This is a genomic window from Myxococcus sp. CA040A (assembly GCF_013336725.1).
Classification (GTDB): Bacteria; Myxococcota; Myxococcia; order Myxococcales; family Myxococcaceae; genus Myxococcus; species Myxococcus llanfairpwllgwyngyllgogerychwyrndrobwllllantysiliogogogochensis.
On record NZ_JABUMR010000002.1, the window covers coordinates 733,052 to 755,315 of the forward strand.

Here is a 22,264-nt window from a genome sequence, read left to right on the forward strand (position 1 = left end):
GGGTGGGAACGTCTGTTCATACGTACTTCCCCGGGGTGAGTGGTGTCTGTCTTCAAGCGGCGGGAAACACTTATGGACAGTGTCACCGTAAAAAGCCGTCTCGATGCACTCAGCACCGAAAAACGTGAACTCTTCCAGCGGAGGTTGAGAGAGCACCACCGACGGCTCGCCGGAACCCCCGAGGCCCCTCCTGTCGAGGAGCCCGCCAGGCTCGCCGCGCGTGTGGACGTGACTCGCTCGTTGCAGTTCAGCCTGTTCTTCTTCTCGAGCAGCGCGGCGTCGGATGACCCCCGGAAGTACGAGCTGCTGTTGCGTTGCGTGGAGCTGGCCGAGGCGGAGGGCCTGCACGCCATCTGGACGCCCGAGCGGCACTTCGTCGACTTCGGCTCTTTATTCCCCAATCCCGCGGTGCTCGGGGCGGCGCTGGCGGCGCGGACGTCTCGGATTGGGATTCGCGCCGGGAGCGTGGCGGTGCCACTGCATGACCCGCTGCGAGTCGTGGAGGAGTGGAGCGTCGTCGACAATCTGTCTGGAGGTCGGGTCGGCATCTCGCTGGCATCAGGCTGGCACCCGGATGACTTCGTCCTGGCCCCGGACGCCTTCGCGGAGCGGCATCGCCATACGGCGGAGGCCGTCGCGCTGCTGCGCTCCGCGTGGCGAGGCGAGCCGGTGCGACGCGCCAACGGCCTTCAGCAGATGGTGGAGGTGACGCCGCGCCCCCGGCCGCTCCAGCGGGAGCTGCCCCTGTGGCTGACCGTCGTGCGGTCGGGCGGCTTCGCGCATGCGTCACGGCTGGGGCTCAACGTCCTCACGGGCTTGATGGACCTGGACGTCGAGGAGCTGGGGCGGTGCGTCTCCGAGTACCGCCGTGACTTCAGCGGAGAGGGGCCGCCCCGCGTCACCCTCACGGTCCACACCCACGTGCGGCCCGAGCCGGGGAGGGCGCGAGCGGCGGCCCATGGCCCCCTGCGGTCCTACCTCCGCTCGTTCATCCATACGAGCCGCAACTCCCTGATGGCCCAGCCCGAGGCCCGCGCGGCGGTCGAGGGGCTCACGGCGCTGGACGAGGAGGCAATCATGTCTCGCATCACCGACCGCTATCTGGAGTCCCGGTCATTGATTGGCACTCCCGAGGAGTGCGCGGGCTTCGTGGACCGCCTCTCCCTGGCGGGGGTGGACGAAGTCGCATGTCTCGTCGACTTCGGCATGCCGGGCGACGAGGTCTTCGAGGGGCTCACGCACCTGTTGCGCGTGCGTGACGAGGCGGAGCGCCGACGGGAGGCCTCACCGTGAGCCGCGCCCTGCTCATCGTTCCGCACTTCTGGGACCCCATCTGCGTGCCGCTGGGCGTGAGCGCGCTCAAGGCCTACGCGGAGCGCTTTGGCCACGAAGTCTCGCTGTTCGACTTCAACACCGTCCCGGAGGTCTTCTCCGTCCAGCGGGCCTACTTCGACGAGCTGGAGCGCCAGTTCCCGGAGTGGCGTCGCTGGAACGCGGAGCGCAACGCCACGGACCTGCTGGCGATGCACCAGATTGTCTACCTCTACGGGCGCGCGCGCCCCGACTACCGGGAGCTGGTGGCGGAGGTGCTGAACGTCACCGCGGCGCCACTGGACACGGTGGTCCCCCGGCTGAAGACGGCGCCGTTCGACGCCCTCTTCGCGAAGCTGTACGCCAGGGTCGGCTCCATCTTCCAGAACCTGGTGGAGACCACGCGCCCGGAGGTCATCGGCTGCTCGCTCTTCAACTCCACGTGGGCGGCGACGCTGTTCCTGCTGCGCCGGGCGAAGGCGCTCATGAAGGGAGGGCGGACCGTCGTGGGGGGCCCCGGGCCCATCATGGGCATCGCGTCGAGCGCGGCGGAGGTCGCCGCGTTCCATTCCGCGCACGACTTCATCGACTACTACGTCATTGGCGAAGGCGAGAAGCACTTCGTCTCCATCCTGGACCAGCCGGACCTGCCGCCCGGCATCCTCGGAGGAGAGGTGGCGCGTCTGCGCGCGGGAGGGCCACGGCAGGACTTCCAACTCGCGGAGCTGCCGGACCCGGACTACGGACACCTGGAGGTGTCGCGCTACCTCCAGCTCTCCGCGGCGTCGTCGCGCGGCTGCCCGTTCGAGTGCTCCTTCTGCGCGGAGACCGTCTTCTGGAAGGGCTACCGCAAGCTGCCGACGGACAGGCTCGCGGACCAGATGGTCATGCTCTCGCAGCGGTACCGGAAGGACTCCTTCTACCTCTGTGACTCGCTGTCGAACCCCATCCTGGATGGGTTGTCCCAGGCGCTCATCCAGCGCGGCGCGAAGCTCCACTTCGACTGCTACGTGCGCGCGGACCGCACCTGCCTGGACGCGGAGAAGGCGGCCCGCTGGCGCGACGCGGGGCTGTTCCGTGCGCGGCTGGGATTGGAGTCCGCCAGCCAGCGCATCCTCGATGAGATGGTGAAGAAGACCGACCCGCCGACGATGGCTCGCGCGCTCAAGGCGCTGAGCGACGCGGGCGTGCGCACCAGCACGCTGTGGATTGCCGGCTACCCGGGGGAGACGCTCTCCGAGTTCAACGACACGCTGACGTTCCTCCGGGAGAACCGGACGAACATCTACGACGCCGACGCGTGGCTCTTCCAGTACCACCCCAAGGGCCTGGCGGGTTCGTCGACCCGGCTCAAGGACTCCGGCGCGTCCAGGCCCCGGTTCGGCTCCGAGCTCAGCAAGCTGACGCGGGTGGAGGCCTCCATGGTCGATGACGGGCTGTCCCCCGGGGACCGGCTCGAACGCCTGGAGCGCTTCGTGGCGACCATGCAGGAGCTGGAGATTCCCAACCCCTACTCACTCACGCAGTGGCGCTCGGCCGATGCCCGCTGGGAGGCCCTTGGTCACGAGGCCCGGTGGAGCGTGCTCGGTGGCGGCGTGGAGGCGACCCGATGAACGACACCCCGCGCAATGCGAGTGGCTGGCCTCCGGAGCCTGGAGTCATCGACCCGTGCGAGCTGCTGGCCCGGCGCGCCGTGGAGCGTCCGGGCGAGGTCGCCTACGTGTTCATGGGCGCGGACGGCGCCGAGCAGCACTGCACCTGGACGGACCTGGACTTGCGCGCCCGGCCCATCGCGGCCCGGCTCATCGCGGCGGGTGCGCAGCGGGCCCTGCTCATCGATGAGCCGCGCATCGAGCTGCTCGTCGCCCTGGTGGCCTGCATGCAGGCCGGCGTCGCCGCGATTCCCGTTCCGCCTCCGCGTGGCCGTCGCGCGCGCGAACGCCTGGCCGTGGTGTTGATGGATGCCCTGCCGGAGGCCGTGCTCGGTGTGTCCACGATGCGGCAGGCGGACCCCGAGGGCGTGAAGCTGCTGCCCCCGTGGATCGACACCGACACGGTGGCGGAGGCGTTGCCCGCGGAGGCGTATCGCAGGCCGTTCGACCCGGACCGCATCGCCCTGGTCCAGTACACCAGCGGGTCGACCTCCGAGCCGCGCGGGGTGCTCATCGACTATCGCAACCTGAGCGCCCAGGAGCGTGCCATCCGCGAGGCGTTCGGCCACCGTCCCGACTCGCGCGTCGTCACGTGGCTGCCGCCCTACCACGACATGGGGCTTATCGGCGGCCTGCTCCAGCCGCTCTACGCGGGCCTGCCGTGTCTCTGGTTCTCGCCGCCCGTGTTCCTGGCGGACCCCGTGCTGTGGCTGCGCGCCATCAGTCGCTTCCGCGGCACGACGAGCGGAGGCCCCGACTTCGCCTACGAGCTCTGTGTCCGGCGCATCCAGGACGAGCAGCTCCAGGGCGTGGACCTGTCGAGCTGGGAGGTGGCCTTCAACGGCAGCGAGCCCGTGCGTGCGGAGACGTTGGACCGGTTCGCCCAGCGCTTCGCCCGTCATGGCTTCCGGCGTGAAGCGTTCCTGCCGTGCTACGGGCTCGCCGAGGCCACGCTGATGGTGTCGGGCAAGCCGCCCGCGCTGGCGCCGACCTCGCTGCGCCTGGAGCGCGACACGCTGGAGGAGGGCCGTGCCGTCCGCTCGAGCGAGAGCGATGGACGACAGGTCACGCTGACGGGCTGTGGTCGACCCGTGCCCGGCATGGAGGTGAAGGTCGTTGACCCGGAACACCGACGGCCGTGCTCCCAGGGCGTCGTGGGAGAGGTCTGGGTCTCGGGCCCCTCCGTCGTCCGGGGCTACCTGGGCCATGAGGACGCGGAGGAGCTGTCCGCGCGTCTGCCAGGGGATGACCGACGCTATCTGCGCACCGGTGACCTGGGCTTCCACGACAAGCAGGGCGAGCTGTTCATCGTGGGGCGCCTCAAGGACCTCATCATCGTCCGGGGACAGAACCACCACCCGGAGGACCTGGAGCGCACGGTACAGACTGCGTTTCCGCCGCTGCGTCCCGCGTGTGGCGCGGCCTTCAGTGTCGAGAGCGAAGGAGAAGAGGCGGTCATCCTCGTTCATGAGATCGACCCCGTGGCGCTGGAAGAGGATGGGGGCGCGGGCCTGCTGGAGCGCATCGTCGAGCGCACGGGACAGGACCATGGCGTCCGGTTGCGCGAGGTGGTCTTCGTCAAGCCGGGTTCCCTGCCGCGCACCACCAGCGGGAAGATTCGTCGCCGCGAGGTCCGCCGGCGCTTCCTGGAGGGCGCGCTCACGCGGTTGAGCACCGCGCCGGTGGTGGCACCGGAGCCGGTGGAAATTGTCGACGCGGAGATCCGCCGCATCCTCGACTGCTTCGCCTCGGTGCTTCCGGGGAAGGGGCGCGGGGCGCGGGCTGACTCGGACTTCTTCAGCCTGGGCGGTGACTCGCTCTCCGCGCACGAGCTGCTGGCGCGGGTGCGGCAGGAGACGGGGGTGCGGCTCGACGTCGCGGACCTTTTCACTGCGTCCACGCCGCGCCAGCTCGCCGCGAAGTTGGAGGAGCGTCGGCGGTTGGAGATGACTCCGGGTGAGCGGCTGGAGCCCGGTGCCTTGTCTCCGGCGCAGCAGCGCATCTGGTTCGCGGAGCAGCTGCGGCCGGGACATGCCTTCTACCATGTGGGCTTGCGCCTGGAGCTTGGCGCCGACGTGACGGTGCCACGGCTCGAACAGGCCCTGGCTCGGCTCGCGGCGGGTCAGCCCGCGCTGCGCGCGTCCATCGACGTGGTGGACGGTGCTCCCCGACAGCGAGTGGCGGCGAGGGGGACGGTGCCGCTCTCCACCCTGAAGTGTCAGGGCGAGGATGAACTCGATGCCCTCGCGCGGGAGGAGGTCTCGACGCCGTTCGACCTCGCGGGGCCGCTGGCGCGTGCGCTCCTCGTCTACAGTGGGGCTCCCTCGGCGGGCTCCGTTGGGACGCGACAGACGTTGATCTTCACCATCCATCACATCGTCTGTGATGGCTGGGGAGGCCGACAGGCGGTGACCGGACTCATCGAGGAGTTGAGCGCCTCCGTCAGCGAGGTCCGGCCTCGAACCGAGCTGGACTCCGCGTACCTGACCGCGTGCGCGGAGGCCGCCACTCGCGCCGCGCGCTCGGGAGCATCGGGAGCCACGTGGTGGCGCGGGGTCCTCGGTGGCGCTCCGGAGGCGATGCCGCTGCCCATCGACCGGGAGCGACCGGCGGCGATGCGGGGCAGGGGGGCGCGATGCGGCACGGTGCTGGACCGCGTCACCTGGGCGCGCGTGGTGTCGGCGGCCGAGCAGGCCCGCGTCACGCCCTTCATCGTGCTCGCGTCCGCGCTCGCGGCGGTGCTGCGGACCGTCTCGGGCCGGAGCGACGTGGTGTTCGGCACCGTCATCGCGCAGCCTCCGGGTGGCGAGGCGGCCCGACTCATGGGCTGTCACCTCAACTTCCTGCCCCTGCGCGTGGCCCTGCCGGAGGGGCTCGCGTTGCGTGAGTTGGTGGAGCGCGTGAAGGGCGTCTTCTCCGGAGCGCTGGCCCACTCGGAGTTCCCCTTCGAGGAGATGGTCCGCGCCGTCAACCCTCGCAGGGACTTGCGTGGCAACCCGCTCTACAACGTCGGGCTCTGGTACCACGACCTGCTGTCGGTGCTTCCCGACGCGGTGCGCGCCCAGGCCTCCGTGGTGGACACGCAGACCGCGGAGTTGGATCTGCGGCTCATCGCCACGCCCGGCGCGGACGGTGTGCTCGACCTGTCACTGGAATACGCCAGTGAGCTGTTCCGGGAGTCGACGGCCCGGCGGCTTCTTGACGGCTATGTACGTGCGCTCGGTGCCGTGCTCTCGACGCCGGAGCAGGTCGTCCAGGAGCTGGACCGGGAACTGTCCGCTGTCGTTCCCAGGGCGGTGGCCCGGCGCATCGCCATCGCCGCCAACTTCACCATCGAGCCCGTGGCCGAGTCGCTCGAACACTGGGCGGCGCGGCTCGCGTTCCCGCTCTCCGTCGAGTTCGGGGCTTATGACCAGATTGAACAGCAGTTGCTCGACGCCGACAGTCCCCTCCGCGCCGGTTCGGGGACTCTGGGTGTCATCGTGGTGGATGCCGACGCCTGGGTGACGGCGGACGGCCAGTTCGGCCGGGTCTCCGCGTTCGCCTCCGTGGTGGAGGGGTTGGACCTGAGCGGCGCGGACCTGCTCGTCGCCGTCTGCCCGGCCCCGGATAATCCCACGCCAGCACGGGCCGCCGGGATTGCTCGCGCGCGGGAGGTCCTGCTCGGGTTGTCCCAGGTGAACCGCGCCGTCGCGGTGCTCGACCTGTCGTCGCTGGGCCAGCACTACGGCGTCACGCGAGAGCGTGAGCCCTATCTGGACGAACTGGGCCGCGTGCCGTTCATCGAGGACTGGTTCGCCGCGCTGGGCACCGTCTTGTTCCGACAGGTTCGTGGCCGTGCGCGTCCGCCCAGGAAGGTGCTCGTCCTGGATTGCGACCACACCCTCTGGGATGGCGAGTGCGGAGGCGAAGGAGGACTCCGCGTTCCTCCGAACAAGCAGGCCCTGCAGCGCACAGCGCGCCGGCTGGCCTCCGAGGGCACCGTGGTGTGTCTGTGCAGCAAGAACATCGACGCGGACGTGGCGGCCGCCTTCTCCCACGCCGACATGGTGCTCACGCCGCGCGACGTCACCGCCCGTCGTGTGAACTGGCGACCCAAGTCCGAGAACCTCCAGAGCCTGGCCGAGGAACTCGACCTGGGCCTGGACGCGTTCGTCATGGTGGATGACGACCCGGCGGTCTGCGCGGAGATCTCCGCCGCGTGTCCCGAGGTCACCGTGGTGCAGCTCCCCTCGGACGAGGCGGCTCAGGCCATGGTGCTGGAGCACCTCTGGGAGCTGGACCGGCCCGCTGTCACCGCCGAGGACCGGGTGCGCGGTGAGCGCTATCGGGAAGAGGCCCACCGCCGCGAGCTTCGTCAGCGCGCGCCCAGCCTGTCCGCGTTCCTGGCGGAGCTCTCCGTTCGTGTGAACTTCCGCCCGGCGGAGGAGGCCGATGTCGCGCGCGTCGCCCAGCTCTTCGCTCGCACCAACCAGTTCAACCTGTCCGCGACCCGGTACGACGAGTCCCAGGTCGCCGCGTTCGTTCGCGACGGCGCACCCGAGTGCTGGGTCGTCGAGGTGGAGGACCGCTTCGGCGCCTACGGCTTGACGGGCGCGCTCGTCACCGCGCAGGGGGCGAACACGCTGGAGGTCCAGGCCATGGCGCTGAGCTGCCGTGTGCTGGGGCGCGGCGTGGAGGGGAAGCTCCTCGCGGAGCTCCAGTCCCTGGCGCGGCGTCGGAGTCTTGGCGCGCTGCGCTTCAACTACCAGCGGACGGTGCGCAACGAGCCAGCGATGGCCTTCCTGGCGGGCCTGGGCGGTGTGCTCGACGGGGACGCGGGTACTTGGGAGGTGCCGCTGGATGCGGTCCTCTCCGAAGCTCCCCAGGCGCCCCACGCTGCCCCACCGCGAGCGGCTGTCGATGACCGGGGCAGCGGCTTCGCGGGCATTCCCGTCCCCGTGGCCGAGCGGAGCACCTCGGCGGCCATCCTCCAGGCGATGCGACAGACGTCCACCGCCCGGCCCGATTCGGCGGGCGCGTACGTGGCGCCGGACGGGTCGGTGGAAGAGCGCATCGCGGAGATCTTCCGCATCGTCCTGCGAGTCGACCGCGTGGGCGCCCATGACAACTTCTTCGCGCTGGGTGGCCACTCGCTGCTGGCGCTCAAGGTGCTCTGGCACATGCATCGGGACTTCGGAATCGATGTCGCGTTGAACCGGCTCCACGATGCGCCCACGGTGGCCGGGCTGGCTGACGCCGTCGTGGAGACGCTCATCAAGCTCGACGCGGATGGAGTCCTTGGCGACGCCGTACGGCAGCAGGGAGACGCCCGCCCATGAACGACCTCAACCAGCGTCTTCGCGGGCTGTCGCCCGAGCGTATCGCCGAGCTGGCCCGCACCCTGCGTAAGGCGGAGGCCACGCCCACGCGCACGCCCGTCCTCTCTGGCGCCCAGCGTCGCATCTGGTTCGTGGACCGCGCCCTGGGGCGCACGAGCACGTTCAACAACGCCGCCGCCCTGCGGGTCCGAGGTCCGCTCAACCTGACGGCCCTCCAGCGCGCGCTCGACATCGTCGTCCAGCGCTACGCCATCCTTCGCACCGCCTACGAGGAACAGGAGGGCACCTGTGTTCCGAAGGTGGTCGACGCCCCCTTGGTGCTGGAAGTGCACGACCTGGGGGCGCTGCCTGCTGGTGAGCGGGAGGCGGCGGCCGACGAACTCGCGCGGGGGGCCGCTCGGCTCCCGTTCGACCTGAGCCGGGGGCAGGTGGTGCGCGCGCTCGCCGTCGTGGTGGCGCCTGAGGAGCACCTGCTGGTGCTCGTCGTGCATCACATCGCCTTCGACGCCTGGTCTCGCGGCATTCTGCTCGACGACCTCACCGCCGCCTATGAGGCCGAACTCGACGGGAGGCCCGCGTGTCTCTCTCCCGCCGAGGACTACGGGGCCTATGTCGCGCGCGCCCTGGCGGAGCCGTCGCCCGAAAGGCGCGAAGCGCTGGAGCGCTACTGGGCACCCCTCGTGGGGGCACTTCCCGCGTCCCCCCTGGCGCACCTCGCTCGCGCGGGGCGGTCCGGGGATGACCGTGCTGAGACGCTCGTCCTCTCTCTTCCCACAGGACTGCGGAGACAGATCGACGACGTCGCGCGCCAGCATCGGACGACGCCGTTCGTCGTGCTCCTGTCCGCTTTCGAAGTCGTCTTGCACCGGCTGGGGGCGCAGGACGACGTCGCGGTCATCACGTCCTTCGCCGCGCGTGAGCGCGCCGATTCGATGCGCGTCGTCGGCAACCTGGTGGACACGCTGCTGCTGCGGCTCCAGGCCGGAGAGGACCTGTCTGTCTCGAAGCTCATCGCCCGGGTGGGCGAGGTGACCCAGGGCGCGCTCGCGCACAGGGACCTCTCTTTCGACCGCGTCGTCGCGCTGGCGGGAGAGCGCCCGGATGTGAGGACGCATCCGCTGTCGCAGGTGGCCTTCGTGCACGACGGTGCTCCGGTAGGCGCGGCTCGCCTGGGGCGTGCCCGGGTGGACTTGCGCGTCGTCCATCCCGGACAGTCGCCCTTCGACCTCTTCCTGCGGGTCCATCCCCAGGAGTCAGAACTCGCGGTGACCGCGGAGTTCCGCACCGCGGTGCTGGACGCGGCCACGGTCGACGCCATCCTGGGGATGTTCCTGCGGGCCCTCGTCGCCTTGGTCGAGCCGGGAGACCTCACGGTCGGCACCGTGCCGCTGCTCTCCGAGGAGGAGCGTCGCCACCAGTTGACGCGCCTGCGCGGGCCGGAGCAGCCCTTTCCGGAAGAGCCCAACGTCGGCGCACGCTTCACCCGCGTGGCGCGCCAGCATCCGGACGTGGTGGCGCTCCGGGCAGGGGAGCGCTCCTTCACGTACCAGGAGCTGCTCGAACGGGCCTCGCGTCTCGCGCATCACCTGCATGCCTATGGCGCGCGCCCGGGTGTCCGCATCGCGCTCTATCTGACGCGCGACCCCGAGCTCATCGTCGCGATGCTGGCCACGCAGTTGGTGGGCGGGGCCTATGTGTCCTTCGACGTCAACCTGCCCACCGAGCGCATCGCCGCGCTGGTCGAGGACGCGACGCCGGGTCTGGTGGTGACGACGTCGGCCCTGGTGGATGGCCTGCCCGTGACGCTGATGTCCCCCATCGTCATGCTCGATGACGAGTCCCGCGCCATCTCCGCTCGCCCCTCCACTCCACCTGACGCGGCCTTCGGTCCCGAGGCGCCTTCGTACCTGGTCTATACGTCCGGCTCGACGGGACGTCCGAAGGCCATCGAGGTCGCCCACGGCGGGTTGCTCAACCTGGCGCAGTGGCAGGCCCGTTACTTCGGCATCCGTCCTGGCAGCGTCGTCTCGCAGTTCTCCGGAGTGAGCTTCGACGCCATCGTCGGTGAGACGGCCATGGCGCTGCTCAATGGCGGGACGCTCGTGATGATTCCGGACGAGCGGCGCACGCCCGAGGCCTTCGCGGACGTGCTCGTCCAGGATGCCGTCGACGTCGCGGTGGTGGTGCCCTCGTTCCTCGCCCGGGTGGACCCGTCGCTCGTGCCCGCGCGACTCGAAAGCTGGCTCGTGGTGGTGGGGGAGGCGTTTCCTCCCGCGCTGGTCCAGCGGTGGATGGGACGCCGCAGGCTGTGCAACGCCTACGGCCCGGCCGAGTACACCGTGTACTCCACGGCGCATGACCTGGGAGAGAGCTTCGACGAGACGTCAGGCACGGTTCCCATCGGCCTGCCGCTCGACAACTCCCGGGCCTATGTCCTGGATGCGCGGGGCGAGCCCGTGCCCTGCGGTGTCCGGGGCGAGCTCTACCTGTCCGGCCCGGGCGTCGCGATGGGCTACTTCGGGCGTCCGGACATCACCTCCGAGCGGTTCCTCCCGAATCCGTTCGTGGACGAGCTTCCTCCTCCGGTCGACCTGGACCATCCGGCCGCGGTGCACGCCGTCGAGTCCTTCATCACCTCGCGCCCCGGAACGCCCATCGAAGCGGCGTCTCTGCGACGTCGCTGCCTGGACCCGGAGGCCTTCGACCCGATGGTGCAGGGGCTCCCCGAGGACATCGTCCAGCGCACGCGCGAACTCGCCGCGGGACTGGCGGACGAAGCGAACCGACATGGCTTCCTCCGTTATCTCGCGGAGGGCTCGCATGACCTGGTCAACGGTCGAGGTCTGGAGGAGCCGGTGCTCGCGCATCTGCTCGGCGTCGCCGGCTTCCAGGGCCTCAAGGGCACGGACCTGGGCTTCGGCGGGGGAGAGGTGCTCGACACCCTGCGGGCGGCGGGTGCGGACGTCACGGGCGTGGACATTGGCCCTTGGCAGGTGCATCGCGCCCGGCTGAGGGGCCACCGGGTCGTCCAGGCGCATGTGGATACGCCCATGGCGCGCTTCTCCTCGGACACGGGCCTGGTGCCCGGCTCGCTGGACTTCGCGCTCTCCTCGTTGGTGCTGGACCGCGTGGCACATCCGCGCGAGTTCCTGCGCAACCTCGTGGAGGTGCTGCGCCCGGGCGGACGATTCTCACTCCAGCTCTTGCTGCCGCACCGGGCGTTCGATTCGCCCGATGTGTTTCCGGCGCTCGTGTACACGGACGCGAGCCTTCGCTGTGTGCAAGAGGGCGCACCGGAGGCCCAGCTCCGACAACTGGCGGGGGTGCTGTCCGAGGTCGGTTGCGTCGACCTGCACGTCTACCAGATTCCCTACGCCATCGCGACGAGTGACGGCGTGGAGCGCTTCACGCTCTGGTGCGTGGCGGGGCAGCGGGCGCGTGTCCCGAGCCTCCAGCGTCACGAGCGCATGTACCGCACCGGAGACCTCGTCTCGCTCCGTCCGGACGGAGCGCTCATCTTCCACGGTCGCGTGGATGGCCAGCTCAAGATTCGCGGCGCACGGGTCGAACCCGCGGAGGTCGAGGCCGCGCTCATTCGTGAGCCCCTGGTCGCCCATGCCGTCGTGGCCGCGCGTCCCGTGGGGCAGGGGGGCGCCGAGGGGCTCGTCGCCTGGTGTGTCCCCACGGAGCGCGAACTCGTCGTCGATGGGCCGCGCGCCGTCGCGCTGAAGGACGCGCTCCTCGCTCGATGCACGCGTGAGCTGCCGAGCTGGATGGTGCCCACGGCCATCGTGCTCGTGGAGGAGCTGCCCCGGTCCCCGAGCGGGAAGATAGACCGCGCGCGCCTGACGGTGCCCGAGCGCATGGACTCCGACCGGACCCCGGAGGCTCCACGCAACGAGCGGGAACGTGCGATTGCTCGCGCGTGGTGCGACGTGCTGGGCCAGCGCGAGGTCGGCATCGATGAGTCCATCTTCGAGCTGGGCGGAGACTCCATTCTCATCGTCCGGGTGATTGCCCGTCTGCGCGCGGAGAACATCCGCCTGGAGGTCATCGACTTCTTCGAGAACCCGACCATCCGTCGGCTCGCGGCCAGGGTGGGGGACTTCCAGCAGGTCGCGCCCGCCTCGGGAGCCGCTCCGCTGACGCCCATCCAGCGCTGGCTCCTCGAACAAGGCGGCGGAGGCATTCCGAAATGGGCGACCCAGTCCGTCGTCCTGGCGCTCCAGCCAGGAGTCGACACGGCGCGGCTGGTCCAGGCGCTGAACGCCGTCATCGCCGCGCATGATGTCCTGCACTCCCGCATCGACGTTGGCGCGGGCCTGATTCACGTCCTCCCGCCGGACGCACTCCCCAGGCTCACCGGACTGCCGGTCGCCCCGGGGGCCGACGAAGCGCGCGCCCTGCTGACGCGGGCCTTGGAGCCACTGGAAGGCCGCATGCTGGCGGCGGGGCTCGTGCCTTCTTCCCGCCCGGACGAAGGTGGGGACCTGGTCCTCGTCGTCCACCACCTCGCGGTAGACGCGGTGTCCTGGCCCACGCTCTGCGAGGACCTGCTCGCCGCATATGACGCCCTCACGAAGGGGCACGAGCCCGCGTTGCCGTCCTCGACGCCGTACGTGGAGTGGGCCCGTCAGCTCGTGGCCCGCGCGAAGGACCCGGCGTGGCTCGCGGAGGCGGACCACTGGCGCGAGCAGCTGACGGGCGTAAGCGTGGCACTGCCGCCCTCGCCCGTGGCTGGCAACGCGGTCCTCCAGTTGAGTGAAGCGGAGACCGAGCAGGTGCTTCACGTCGCCCGGCGCGTCGGGGCTTCACCGCTGGCTGTGTTGTATGCGGCCCTGGCCCGACTGCTCTCGGAGGCCACGGGGACCGCTCGGGTCCTCATCGATGTGGAAGGGCACGGCCGTTCTTCGCCCGGACTCGACACATCGCGGACCGTGGGGTGGTTCACCGCGCTGTATCCCGTGGCCGTGCAGGTGGACCCCCGGCGCGCACGGGTGGATCAGCTCAGGTCCGCCGTCGCCGCACTCCGGAGCGTTCCCTCCGGTGGCGTGGGTTATCTGCTGCTGCGCCATCTGGCCGAGGACCCGGAGCTTCGGGGTCGACTCGGGGCGGCGCGAGCGCTCGCCGTCGTCAACTACCTGGGGCGCATCGCCAGCGTCGAGCCGAAGGGCATCCTGCGGAGCCTGCGCGACTTCAGGGGGGAGAGCCCTCCGACGCCGTCGTCCGCGCCCTATCCCCTGGCGCTGGACGCGGCGCTCGTCGAGGGTGGCCTGGAGCTGCGTCTCACTCGCGCGGATGGTGCACCGGGGGGCTCCGCCACGACGGTGCTGGAGGGGCTCGCCCGGGAGCTGCGCGCGCTGCTGGCGGAGGCCCGCGCGATTCCCGAGGTGGCGCTCGACCTGACGCCTCCAGAGATTCCGCTGTCGCGGCTCGCGGAGCTGGTCCGGGAGAGAGGCGCGCCAGACCTCTTCCCCCTCACCCCCATGCAGCGGGGCATGCTCTTCCACGTCCGCGCGGCGCCGGACTCCGGGGTCTACGAGAATCAGATGCGCTTCCGGCTCCGGGGCGCGCTGGACGTGGAACGCTACCGTGCGGCCTGGGCGAGCGTCCTCGCGCGGCACGCGGCCCTCCGGGTCAGCTTCGAGTTCCGAGACCTGGCCGAGCCGCTCCAGCTCGTTCATCGGCACGTCGAAGCGCCGCTCGCCGTCCTCGACCTGCGTCCGATCCCCGAGTCCGAGCGCGCGGTGGCCGCCGCCGAGTACGCCACCCGAGAGCGCGTCGCATCGTTCGACCTGGAGCGTGCGCCGCTCGCGCGCATGTCGCTGCTGCGACACGAAGACGAGGCCTGGGAGGTGCTCTGGACCTTCCACCACCTCATCGTCGACGGCTGGGCGGTGACCACCGTCGTCGAGGATCTACTGCGGACGTACGCCGGTGCATCGCTGGAAGGCAGCGGTGTCTCGGATGCCTTCCAGCAGTTGCTCGCGCGCCAGTCCTCCGAACGCCCGGACCTGCCGTCGCGACCGCGCACGCGTGCGTTCTGGGCCAGCACCCTCGCGGGGGCCCAGCCGTCGGACCCGCTGGGGCTCGGACCAGTCGGCAACCCGGGTGAGCTGCTGCGCGAGCACGGGCAGGTGTCCCTGCAACTGGACGTCGAGGAGACGGCGCGCATCGTCGCGGGGGCGCGTCGACACGAAATCACCCTTGGGACCTTGCTGCAGGCGGGCTGGAGCCTGGTGCTCGCGCGCTTCGCCCGCTCGTCCGAAGTGGTGTTCGGACTGACGGTCTCCGGTCGCCCCACGGACCTTCCGGGGGTGGACCGCGCCGTGGGGTTGTTCGTCAACACGGTGCCGGTGCGCGTGCGCGTCCCCGACACGGAGGCTCCAGGCGTCTGGCTGTCGGCCTTCCAGCGTGAGGCCCTGGCTCGGGGTCCCTATGAAGGGACGTCGCTCTCGGAGATTCAGCGCTGGAGTCAGCTCCGCGCCACGGAGTCACTCTTCAACCACGTGGTCCTCATCGAGAACTTCCCCGTCCAGCATGCCCTGCGCGCGCTCTCCTCGGAGCTCACGCTGGAGGGGGTGGATGTGGTGCAGCGCTCCCACTATCCCGCCACGCTGGTCATCATCCCGGGGGAACGACTGGAGCTCCAACTCGCCTGGGACCCCACGCGCATGTCCGAGGCCCGCGCCCGGTCCGTCCTCGGCTCCCTGCGCCGCGCCCTCGTGGGACTTGTCGACGCGTCGCTCACCCGCGTCGGAGACCTGGCGCTCGCCGACGGCGGGTCCGTCCTATCCATGCCCCGGGCCGCGGCCTATCGCGAGACCACGGTCCACCGTGCCTTCGAGGCACGTGTGCGTCGGAGTCCCGATGCGACGGCGCTCCTCCAAGAGCAGACCTCGGTCAGCTTCGCGCGACTGGATGCGTGGGCGAACCGCCTCGCCCATGCGCTGGTGAAGCGAGGCGTGGGCCCGGAGGTCCCCGTGGGCCTCTTCATCGGCCGCTCGATTCAATCCGTCGTCGGCATCCTGGCGACGCTCAAGGCGGGGGGCGCGTATGTGCCGCTGGACCCGTCGTATCCGCGCAAGCGCATCGAACAGATGCTCACGGCGGCGAAGCCTCCTGTCGTCCTCACGGTGGGTCGGCTCGCGGACCGCATTCCGGACGAGGCCCGGCAACTGACCGCCGAGCTGATCGACGTGGACGCCTTCGCCACGGGCGAGCCGCTGTCCGCGCCAGACGTCGAGGTCTTCGCGGACGGCCTCGCATACATCCTTTTCACGTCGGGCTCCACGGGACGTCCCAAGGGCGTCATGGGCACGCACCGGGCCACGCTCGCAGTCACGGCCTGGCGCGAGGTGACCTTCCCCTACCGTGCGGACGAGGTGTGCTGCCAGAAGACGCCCCTCAGCTTCGGGGACTCGCTTCAGGAGATCGTCGGCCCGCTGCTGGCGGGTGTCCCCCAGGTCATCCTCTCGGACGACGCGCTGAAGGACCCTCACGTGTTCGTGGAGGAGCTGGCGCGCCACCGTGTCACGCGAATCATCATCGTCCCTTCGCTGCTCGCGGCTGTCGTCCGGGTGCGCGCGCCGTTGGAGGAGCGACTGGGCTCCCTGTCGCTGTGGATTGCCAGTGGTGAGGCGCTCCCCTCGGAGGTCGTCCGCCAGTTCCGCGAGCGGCTCCCCTCGGCTCGGCTGATCAACCTGTACGGTGCCTCTGAGATTGCCTGTGACGACACCTGGACGGAGGTCGACGACACGGGGCGCGCACCGCCCATCGGTCGCCCCATCTCGGGCAGCAGCGCGGCGCTCTTGGATTCACGCATGCGTCCGGTGCCAACGGGGGCCCTCAGTGAGCTGTACGTCGGAGGCGAGGTCGTCAACCGCGGCTATCTGGATGACCCCGCTCGCACGGCGGCGACGTTCCTCCCGGACCCCTCGGGTGACGGTGGCCGCGTCTTCCGCACCGGAGACCTCAGCCGCCTCGATGACGATGGCTCGCTGACCTACCTGGGGCGAGCGGACCAGCAGGTCAGTGTCCGGGGTGCGCGCGTGGAGGTCGCCGAAATCGAGGCGGCCCTGGATGGGTGCCCTGGCGTGGCGGCCTCGGCGGTCATCTTCGACGAGCAGCACCAGCGCCTCACCGCCTTCGTCATGCCTGACGAGCGCGAGCAATGGCTGCGGGGAGGGCGCCTGCACACGCTGCCCAACGGGCTGGCGGTCTTCGAGCATCAGCGCTCGGAGTCCGACTACCTCTTCACGGAGATGTTCGGTCAGGACGCCATCGCCCTGGGACTTCCGGATGACGCGGTCGTCATGGACGTCGGCGCGAACATCGGCCTCTTCTCTCTCTTCTCGCACTATGCCGCGCAGCGAACCCTCATCGTCGCCGTGGAGCCCGCGGACGAGCTTCGTCGGTTGCTGGAGCAGAACCTGCGACTGCATGCCTGCGAGGCCACCGTCATCGGCGCGGCGCTGGCGGAGGCACCGGGCCGGCGGACCTTCACCTTCTACCCGGGGGCCAGCGTGCAGTCCGGGCTCTTCCCGGACCAGGCGTGGGATGCGCTCATCTTCCGCTCGGGGGCGGAGTCCGTGGGGCGCGAGGTGGGCGCGGTGCTGCCCTCGGAGGCGCTGGACAGGTTGTCGGAGGCGCGCTTCGTCGGACGCGCGACGGAGGTGGAGGTCACCACCGTCTCCGCCTTGATGGAGCGGCTATCCCTGCCCCGGGTGCATCTGCTCAAGGTGGATGTCGAGCGCGCGGAGATCGACGTGCTGCGAGGCATCGAGCCCCAGCACTGGGAGCGCATCGACCAGCTCCTGATTGAGGTCGAGGAGCGCGGAGGGAGCCGGGCCCAGGTCGAAGCCCTCATCCCCAAGACGTTCGAGCTGCGCTGGATTCCGCACCGCTATCTGTCCAAGGCGGAGCTGTGGATGCTCCATGCGTGGCGCAAGGCGTGCCCACTTCCGGCGCCGCGTGCGTCGCGTCCGATGCCACCACCTCCTGCCCCCGCCGACCTGTCGGAGAAGGCGCTGCGGACGTGGGTGGGCGGCGCGCTGCCCGCGTACATGGTTCCCGCGCGCTTCGCCGTGGTGGAGCAGCTTCCCCGAACGCCGAGCGGGAAGCTGGACCGCAGGGCGCTGGAGGCGGCGGTCATCCCCGATGTGGACGCAGAGGCTCCGCTGGATGCCGTGGAGGAGCGCATCGTCCAGACGTGGTGCAAGGTGCTCGGGCGCGAACGGGTGGGGCGCGAGCAGAACTTCTTCGACCTGGGCGGGCACTCCCTGCTCATGCTGGAGGTCTTCGACCGCCTCGAGGTGGCCGAGCTTGGGCTGACCGTCGCCGACCTGTACCAGTACCCCACGGTGGCCACGCTGGGCGCCTTCCTGCGCAACGGGGCCCCGTCGGCCGCTCCCGGTGCCGCGCTGGGCGAGCGGGGCCGACGACGCCGCGAGAGACGCCGCACCCGCGCCACGTCGGCCGAGCCCTCCACCCAGGACGACCATGACCTCTGAGACCGCCATCGCGGTGGTAGGCGCCGCCTGCCGTTTCCCGGGCGCACGCGACCTGGACGCCTACTGGGACCTGCTCCTCTCCGGACGCACCGGCTTCCAGCGCATCGCCCGCGAGGCGGCCGAGAAGTCGCTCCTCAAGGGCATCCATCCCGGTGCCCCTGATTGGGTGGGCGTCTGCGCACCGCTCGACGAGGTGGACTGCTTCGACGCGAGGTTGTTTGGCTACTCACCCCGCGAGGCCCAGGTGATGGACCCGCAGCAGCGGGTGATGCTCGAGTGCGCGCACGCGGCGCTCGACGACGCGGCCATCACCCCGGCCTCGGTCGAGCATGCGGTGGGCGTCTTCATCGCGTCCACCGCGAGCGGCTACCTGCTGGAGAACCTGGCGGCGACCAACGCCCGGGATGAAGTCGGCGTGGACACGATTGCCATCCACAACAACGCCGACTTCCTGCCCACGTCCATCTCCTACAAGTTGGACCTGCGCGGTCCGAGCTGCGCGGTGCAGACGGCCTGCTCCGGCTCCCTGGTCTCGGTGCATCTGGCCTGTCGCGCGCTGCTGGATGGCGAGTGCGACGTGGCGCTCGCGGGAGGCGTGTCCGTCCGGCTTCCGCAGCACGCGGGCTACCACGCGGCCACGGGGGGCGTGATGTCGCCCACCGGCCAGTGCCGGCCCTATGCCAGCGACGCGGATGGCACCCTGTTCGGCAGCGGTGCGGGCGTCGTGGTGCTTCAACGGCTGGATGACGCGCTCGCCCGAGGCAGTCGCATCCTGGGTGTCATCGCGGGCTCGGCGGTGAACAACGATGGCCACGGCAAGGCGGGCTTCACCGCGCCCTCTCAAGCAGGACAGCGCGCCGTCATCGCGGACGCACTCGCGGCGGCGGGGTTCGTGCCCTCGGACATCAGCTACCTGGAGGGGCACGGCACCGCCACGAGGCTCGGGGATGAAATCGAGCTGCGCGCGCTGCGGGATGTCTTCGGACAGTCGGCGCGAAGGACGCCCCTCCTGCTCGGCTCCTGCAAGGGCAACGTGGGCCACGCGGAGTCGGCGGCCGGCATCGCCGGGTTGCTCAAGGCGCTCCTGATGCTGCGGCACCGCCGGATTCCCCTGACGCTGGGGGGCACGGATTCGCCGCTCACGGTGGCCAGCGAGCGCGTGCTGCGCGTGCCTCGTCAAGCCATGGTCTGGGAGCGAGGCAGTGAGCCGCTTCGCGCGGGCGTGAGCTCCTTTGGCATTGGCGGGACGAACGCGCACGTCGTCCTGGAAGAACCGCCGGAGGCGCGCGCAACTGTCGCGGAGCTGAGGCCGCGTCCTCGCCTGGTGTCGCTCAGCGCGGCGACGTCCGAGGCCGCGACGGCTTCGGCGGAGCGACTGGCGAGCGTGCTCGAGTCCGACACCGAGCTGCCCCTGGCGGACGTCGCCTACACCCTGCATGTGGGGCGACGAGAGCTGCCGTACCGGTTGGATGTCGTCGGGAACACGCCCTCCGCCGTCGCCGCGAAGCTGCGCGCCGCGAAGCCGTTGGCTCCATCGCCCGGAGGACCGCCGCGCGTGGCGTTCCTGTTCCCGGGACAGGGGGGCGAAGTGGCGGCGATGACGCGGCAGCTTCGTCGGGACCTGCCGCTGTTCCGGAAGACGTTCGACAACCTCGCGGGGCACCTGGAGCGGCGCGGCGGTCCCAACCTGTTGGCCTTGAGCGCCGAGGAGCGCGAGCACGACACGGACGTGCTCCAGCCCCTCCTGTTCCTGACCTCTCACGCACTGTCGGAGACGCTGCGCGCCGTGGGTGTGGTGCCGGACGTGGTGCTCGGGCACAGCCTGGGCGAGTGGAACGCCGCGGTGACGAGCGGCACGGTGGATGTTCGCGTCGCGCTCGAGGCCGTGGCCGCGCGCGGGCGACTGATGGTCAGCACCCAGCCTGGAGGAATGGTCGCGGTGTCGCTGGGAGAAGAGGCGGTGCTGGAGCGCCTGATTCCGGGACTCGCGCTCGCGGGGGTGAATGGCCGCGCGGCCACCGTGGTCTCCGGCCCGGAGGTCGCGCTGGCCGGGTTCTGCGAGGGACTGGACCGGTTGGGCATCCCCTGGCAACGGCTGCGCACGAAGCGCGCCTTCCACTCGGCGCTGATGGAGCCCATCCTCGGAGGGCTGCGAGACGCCCTGGCGCCCATCCGCTTCGCGCCGCCGAGCATCCCGTTCATCTCCTCCACCTCGGGAGCGCGCGTGGGGGAGGGCGCGCAGGGGAGAGGCGACGACTGGGTCCAACAGGTGCGCAGGCCCGTGCGCTTCGTGGACGCGCTGGGCACTCTCAAGGGGCTCATGGGGCAGGGCAGTGGTCCCTTGCTGGCCCTGGAAGTAGGGCCGGGGCGCGCGCTGTCCAGCGCCGCGAAGCAGTACGACCGGGATGCCTTCGTGCCGGTCGCGTGCTGCGCGAGTCCGGAGCGGGATGCGCTGAACCAGGTCCTGGAGGCCATCGGCCGACTCCGCTCTCAGGGGCGCTCCGTCCACCTGGAGAAGCTCTACGACGGCGAGCCACGTCGGCGCGTCCCACTGCCGGCCTATCCGTTCGCGAGGACGTCGTACTGGCTGGAGTCGTCCGCGACGCCTCAGGTGGAGCCTTCCGCCGGGCGCGGGGTGCCTACCGTCGCGCCCGCGAATGCGTCCCGGGCGCTCTCCACGCGGCTGGTCTCGTGGCAGCAGGTCCAGTCCGCGGCCCCCGCTGGGACGGCCGTGACACCCGAGCTGGCGTGGGTGGCGCAGACGCCCTGGCTGGCGCTCGTGCGAGACCAGGACTCGAGTCGGCGCTTCATCGCCGCGCTCCGTGAGCAGGGCCACGCGGTGGTGGAGGTCGTTCCAGGTCGCGGGTTCGAGCGGCTCGACGACCACCGCTTCGTCGTGCGCGCGGGCGTGGATGAAGACCTGCGGCGCGTGGTCGACAGCGTCTCATCACGCGGTGGCCTCCCGGCGCGCGCCCTGCATCTGTGGGGTGTGGGGCCGGTGAGCGCGGACGAGCGGGACCGCTGCTTCCGAGGGCTGCTCAGCCTCATCCGCGTCCTGGGACGGCGACCCCATGAGCGGGGGACTCGCATCTTCACCCTCACCGAGCAGGCGCACGACGTCGTGGGAACGGAGACGGTGCTGCCCGAGCGGGCGATGCTCGGTCCGCTGTCGCTCATCGCGAGCCAGGAGATCGCGGGGCTGTGGGGAGCCCACTTCGACTGTGACTCGCTCGACACCGCGAGCAAGGCGCTGCTCGACGAGGTGCTGGGCGCCACGCCTCGACCGATGTTGGCCTTCCGCGGCCATCACGTGTGGACCCGAGTCCATCCCCACGTCGAGCCGCCGTCGACCGAGCGCCCCTCGCTCCTGCGCAAGGACGGGGTGTATCTCATCACCGGCGGCACGGGGCGCTTCGGCTCCATCGTGGCGCGCATGCTCCTCGACCGGTGGAACGCCACCGTCTACGCCCTGGCGCGCGGCAGGTCGCGTGAGCTGCCGGTCGACCCACGGGTCCACGTGGTCCAGGCGGACGTGACGGACATGGCGGCGGTGACGCGCGTCGTCCAGGACATCGTTGGACGGCATGGGCGGCTGCACGGGGTCTTCCACGCGGCGGGAGTCATCCGGGATGAGACCCACTGCGCGCTGCTGGAGCTCACCCCCGAGCGCTGTGAGGAACAACTGGCGCCTCGGGTGGACGGCGTGCGGGCCCTGACGCGCGCGCTCGAGGGCGTGGACGTCGACTTCCGCCTGACGACATCGTCGATGTCCCCCATCCTCGGTGGGCTCGGACTGGGCGCGTACGGCGCGGCGAATGGCTACGTGGATGCCTTCGTCCAGGCGGCGCCACCAGAGGCCCGCTGGAGGGCCATCCACTGGGAGGGGTGGCACCGGGGGACGCAACCGTCGACCTGGTCGGACGGCATCGCCGCGAATCAGCGCAATCGCATGCTCGCGGACGACGAACTCGCACAGGTGCTCGACCAGGTCCTGCGCGCCCCAGAGCTCCGGCGGGTGGTCGTCACCCGGGATGACCTGGAGGACCGCGTGCGCCAATGGGTCCGCGTGGCGGAGCTTCCGACGGCGCCGGGCTCCACGGTGGCCTCGAGCACCCCGGGAACTCCACCTGGTGGCGCGGACATCTCCACCGCGCTCGCCGGAATCGTCCATGCGTTGTTGGGCGTGGAGGCGGGACCCACCGAGGACTTGTTCGAGCTGGGAGCCAACTCGCTCACCGCCGTGCAGCTCTTGGCCCGCGTGAGGACGACCTTCCAGGTGGACCTGCCGCTGCGCGTGCTCTTCGAGGGGCCGACCATTGCCCAACTCTCGCTGGCGCTCGCGGTGGCCACGGGAGCGGAGGTGGAGGACCCGGAGTTCGCGCGGCTCCTCGCGGAGATCGAATCGCTCTCCGAGGACGAAGCGCGCGCCCAGCTTCAGCAACCCGAGCCATCCCGAGGTGCAAGGTGA

At 70.6% G+C, this 22,264-nt stretch carries 5 protein-coding genes; all 5 read left to right on the forward strand.

Translation table 11 applies throughout. The features are described from left to right. Positions 1 to 72: 72 nt before the first annotated feature. From HUA75_RS09840 to HUA75_RS09860, 5 genes are read left to right on the forward strand one after another with little or no spacing between them, the layout of a single operon-like run. Positions 73 to 1,293 (forward strand): MupA/Atu3671 family FMN-dependent luciferase-like monooxygenase, encoded by a 1,221-nt coding sequence (locus HUA75_RS09840; RefSeq protein WP_141643218.1) that lies wholly within the window; start codon positions 73 to 75, stop codon positions 1,291 to 1,293. Then, entirely contained in the window at positions 1,290 to 2,924 is a 1,635-nt protein-coding gene (locus HUA75_RS09845; RefSeq protein ID WP_141643219.1) for a radical SAM protein, read from the forward strand. Before HUA75_RS09840 ends, HUA75_RS09845 begins: the two co-directional genes overlap by 4 nt. Further along, a complete protein-coding gene (locus HUA75_RS09850; RefSeq protein WP_174486213.1) occupies positions 2,921 to 8,284 on the forward strand; it encodes an HAD-IIIC family phosphatase in 5,364 nt (1,787 codons plus the stop codon). The genes HUA75_RS09845 and HUA75_RS09850 overlap by 4 nt, the downstream gene beginning before the upstream one ends. Beyond that, the gene (locus HUA75_RS09855; RefSeq protein ID WP_174486214.1) at positions 8,281 to 17,796 is read left to right on the forward strand and encodes a non-ribosomal peptide synthetase; all 9,516 of its coding nucleotides are present in this window, start codon (positions 8,281 to 8,283) and stop codon (positions 17,794 to 17,796) included. Before HUA75_RS09850 ends, HUA75_RS09855 begins: the two co-directional genes overlap by 4 nt. Next, positions 17,786 to 22,264 carry a type I polyketide synthase gene (locus tag HUA75_RS09860; RefSeq protein WP_174486215.1) on the forward strand — a complete coding sequence of 1,493 codons (4,479 nt, stop codon included), beginning with the start codon at positions 17,786 to 17,788 and terminating at the stop codon, positions 22,262 to 22,264. The genes HUA75_RS09855 and HUA75_RS09860 overlap by 11 nt, the downstream gene beginning before the upstream one ends.

Bases quoted from the DNA above. Each gene is read 5' to 3' on its own strand.
- HUA75_RS09850 (WP_174486213.1), top strand. From the start codon at position 2,921: ATGAACGACACCCCGCGCAATGCGAGTGGCTGGCCTCCGGAGCCTGGA.
- HUA75_RS09855 (WP_174486214.1), top strand. From the start codon at position 8,281: ATGAACGACCTCAACCAGCGTCTTCGCGGGCTGTCGCCCGAGCGTATC.
- HUA75_RS09860 (WP_174486215.1), top strand. From the start codon at position 17,786: ATGACCTCTGAGACCGCCATCGCGGTGGTAGGCGCCGCCTGCCGTTTC.
- HUA75_RS09840 (WP_141643218.1), top strand. From the start codon at position 73: ATGGACAGTGTCACCGTAAAAAGCCGTCTCGATGCACTCAGCACCGAA.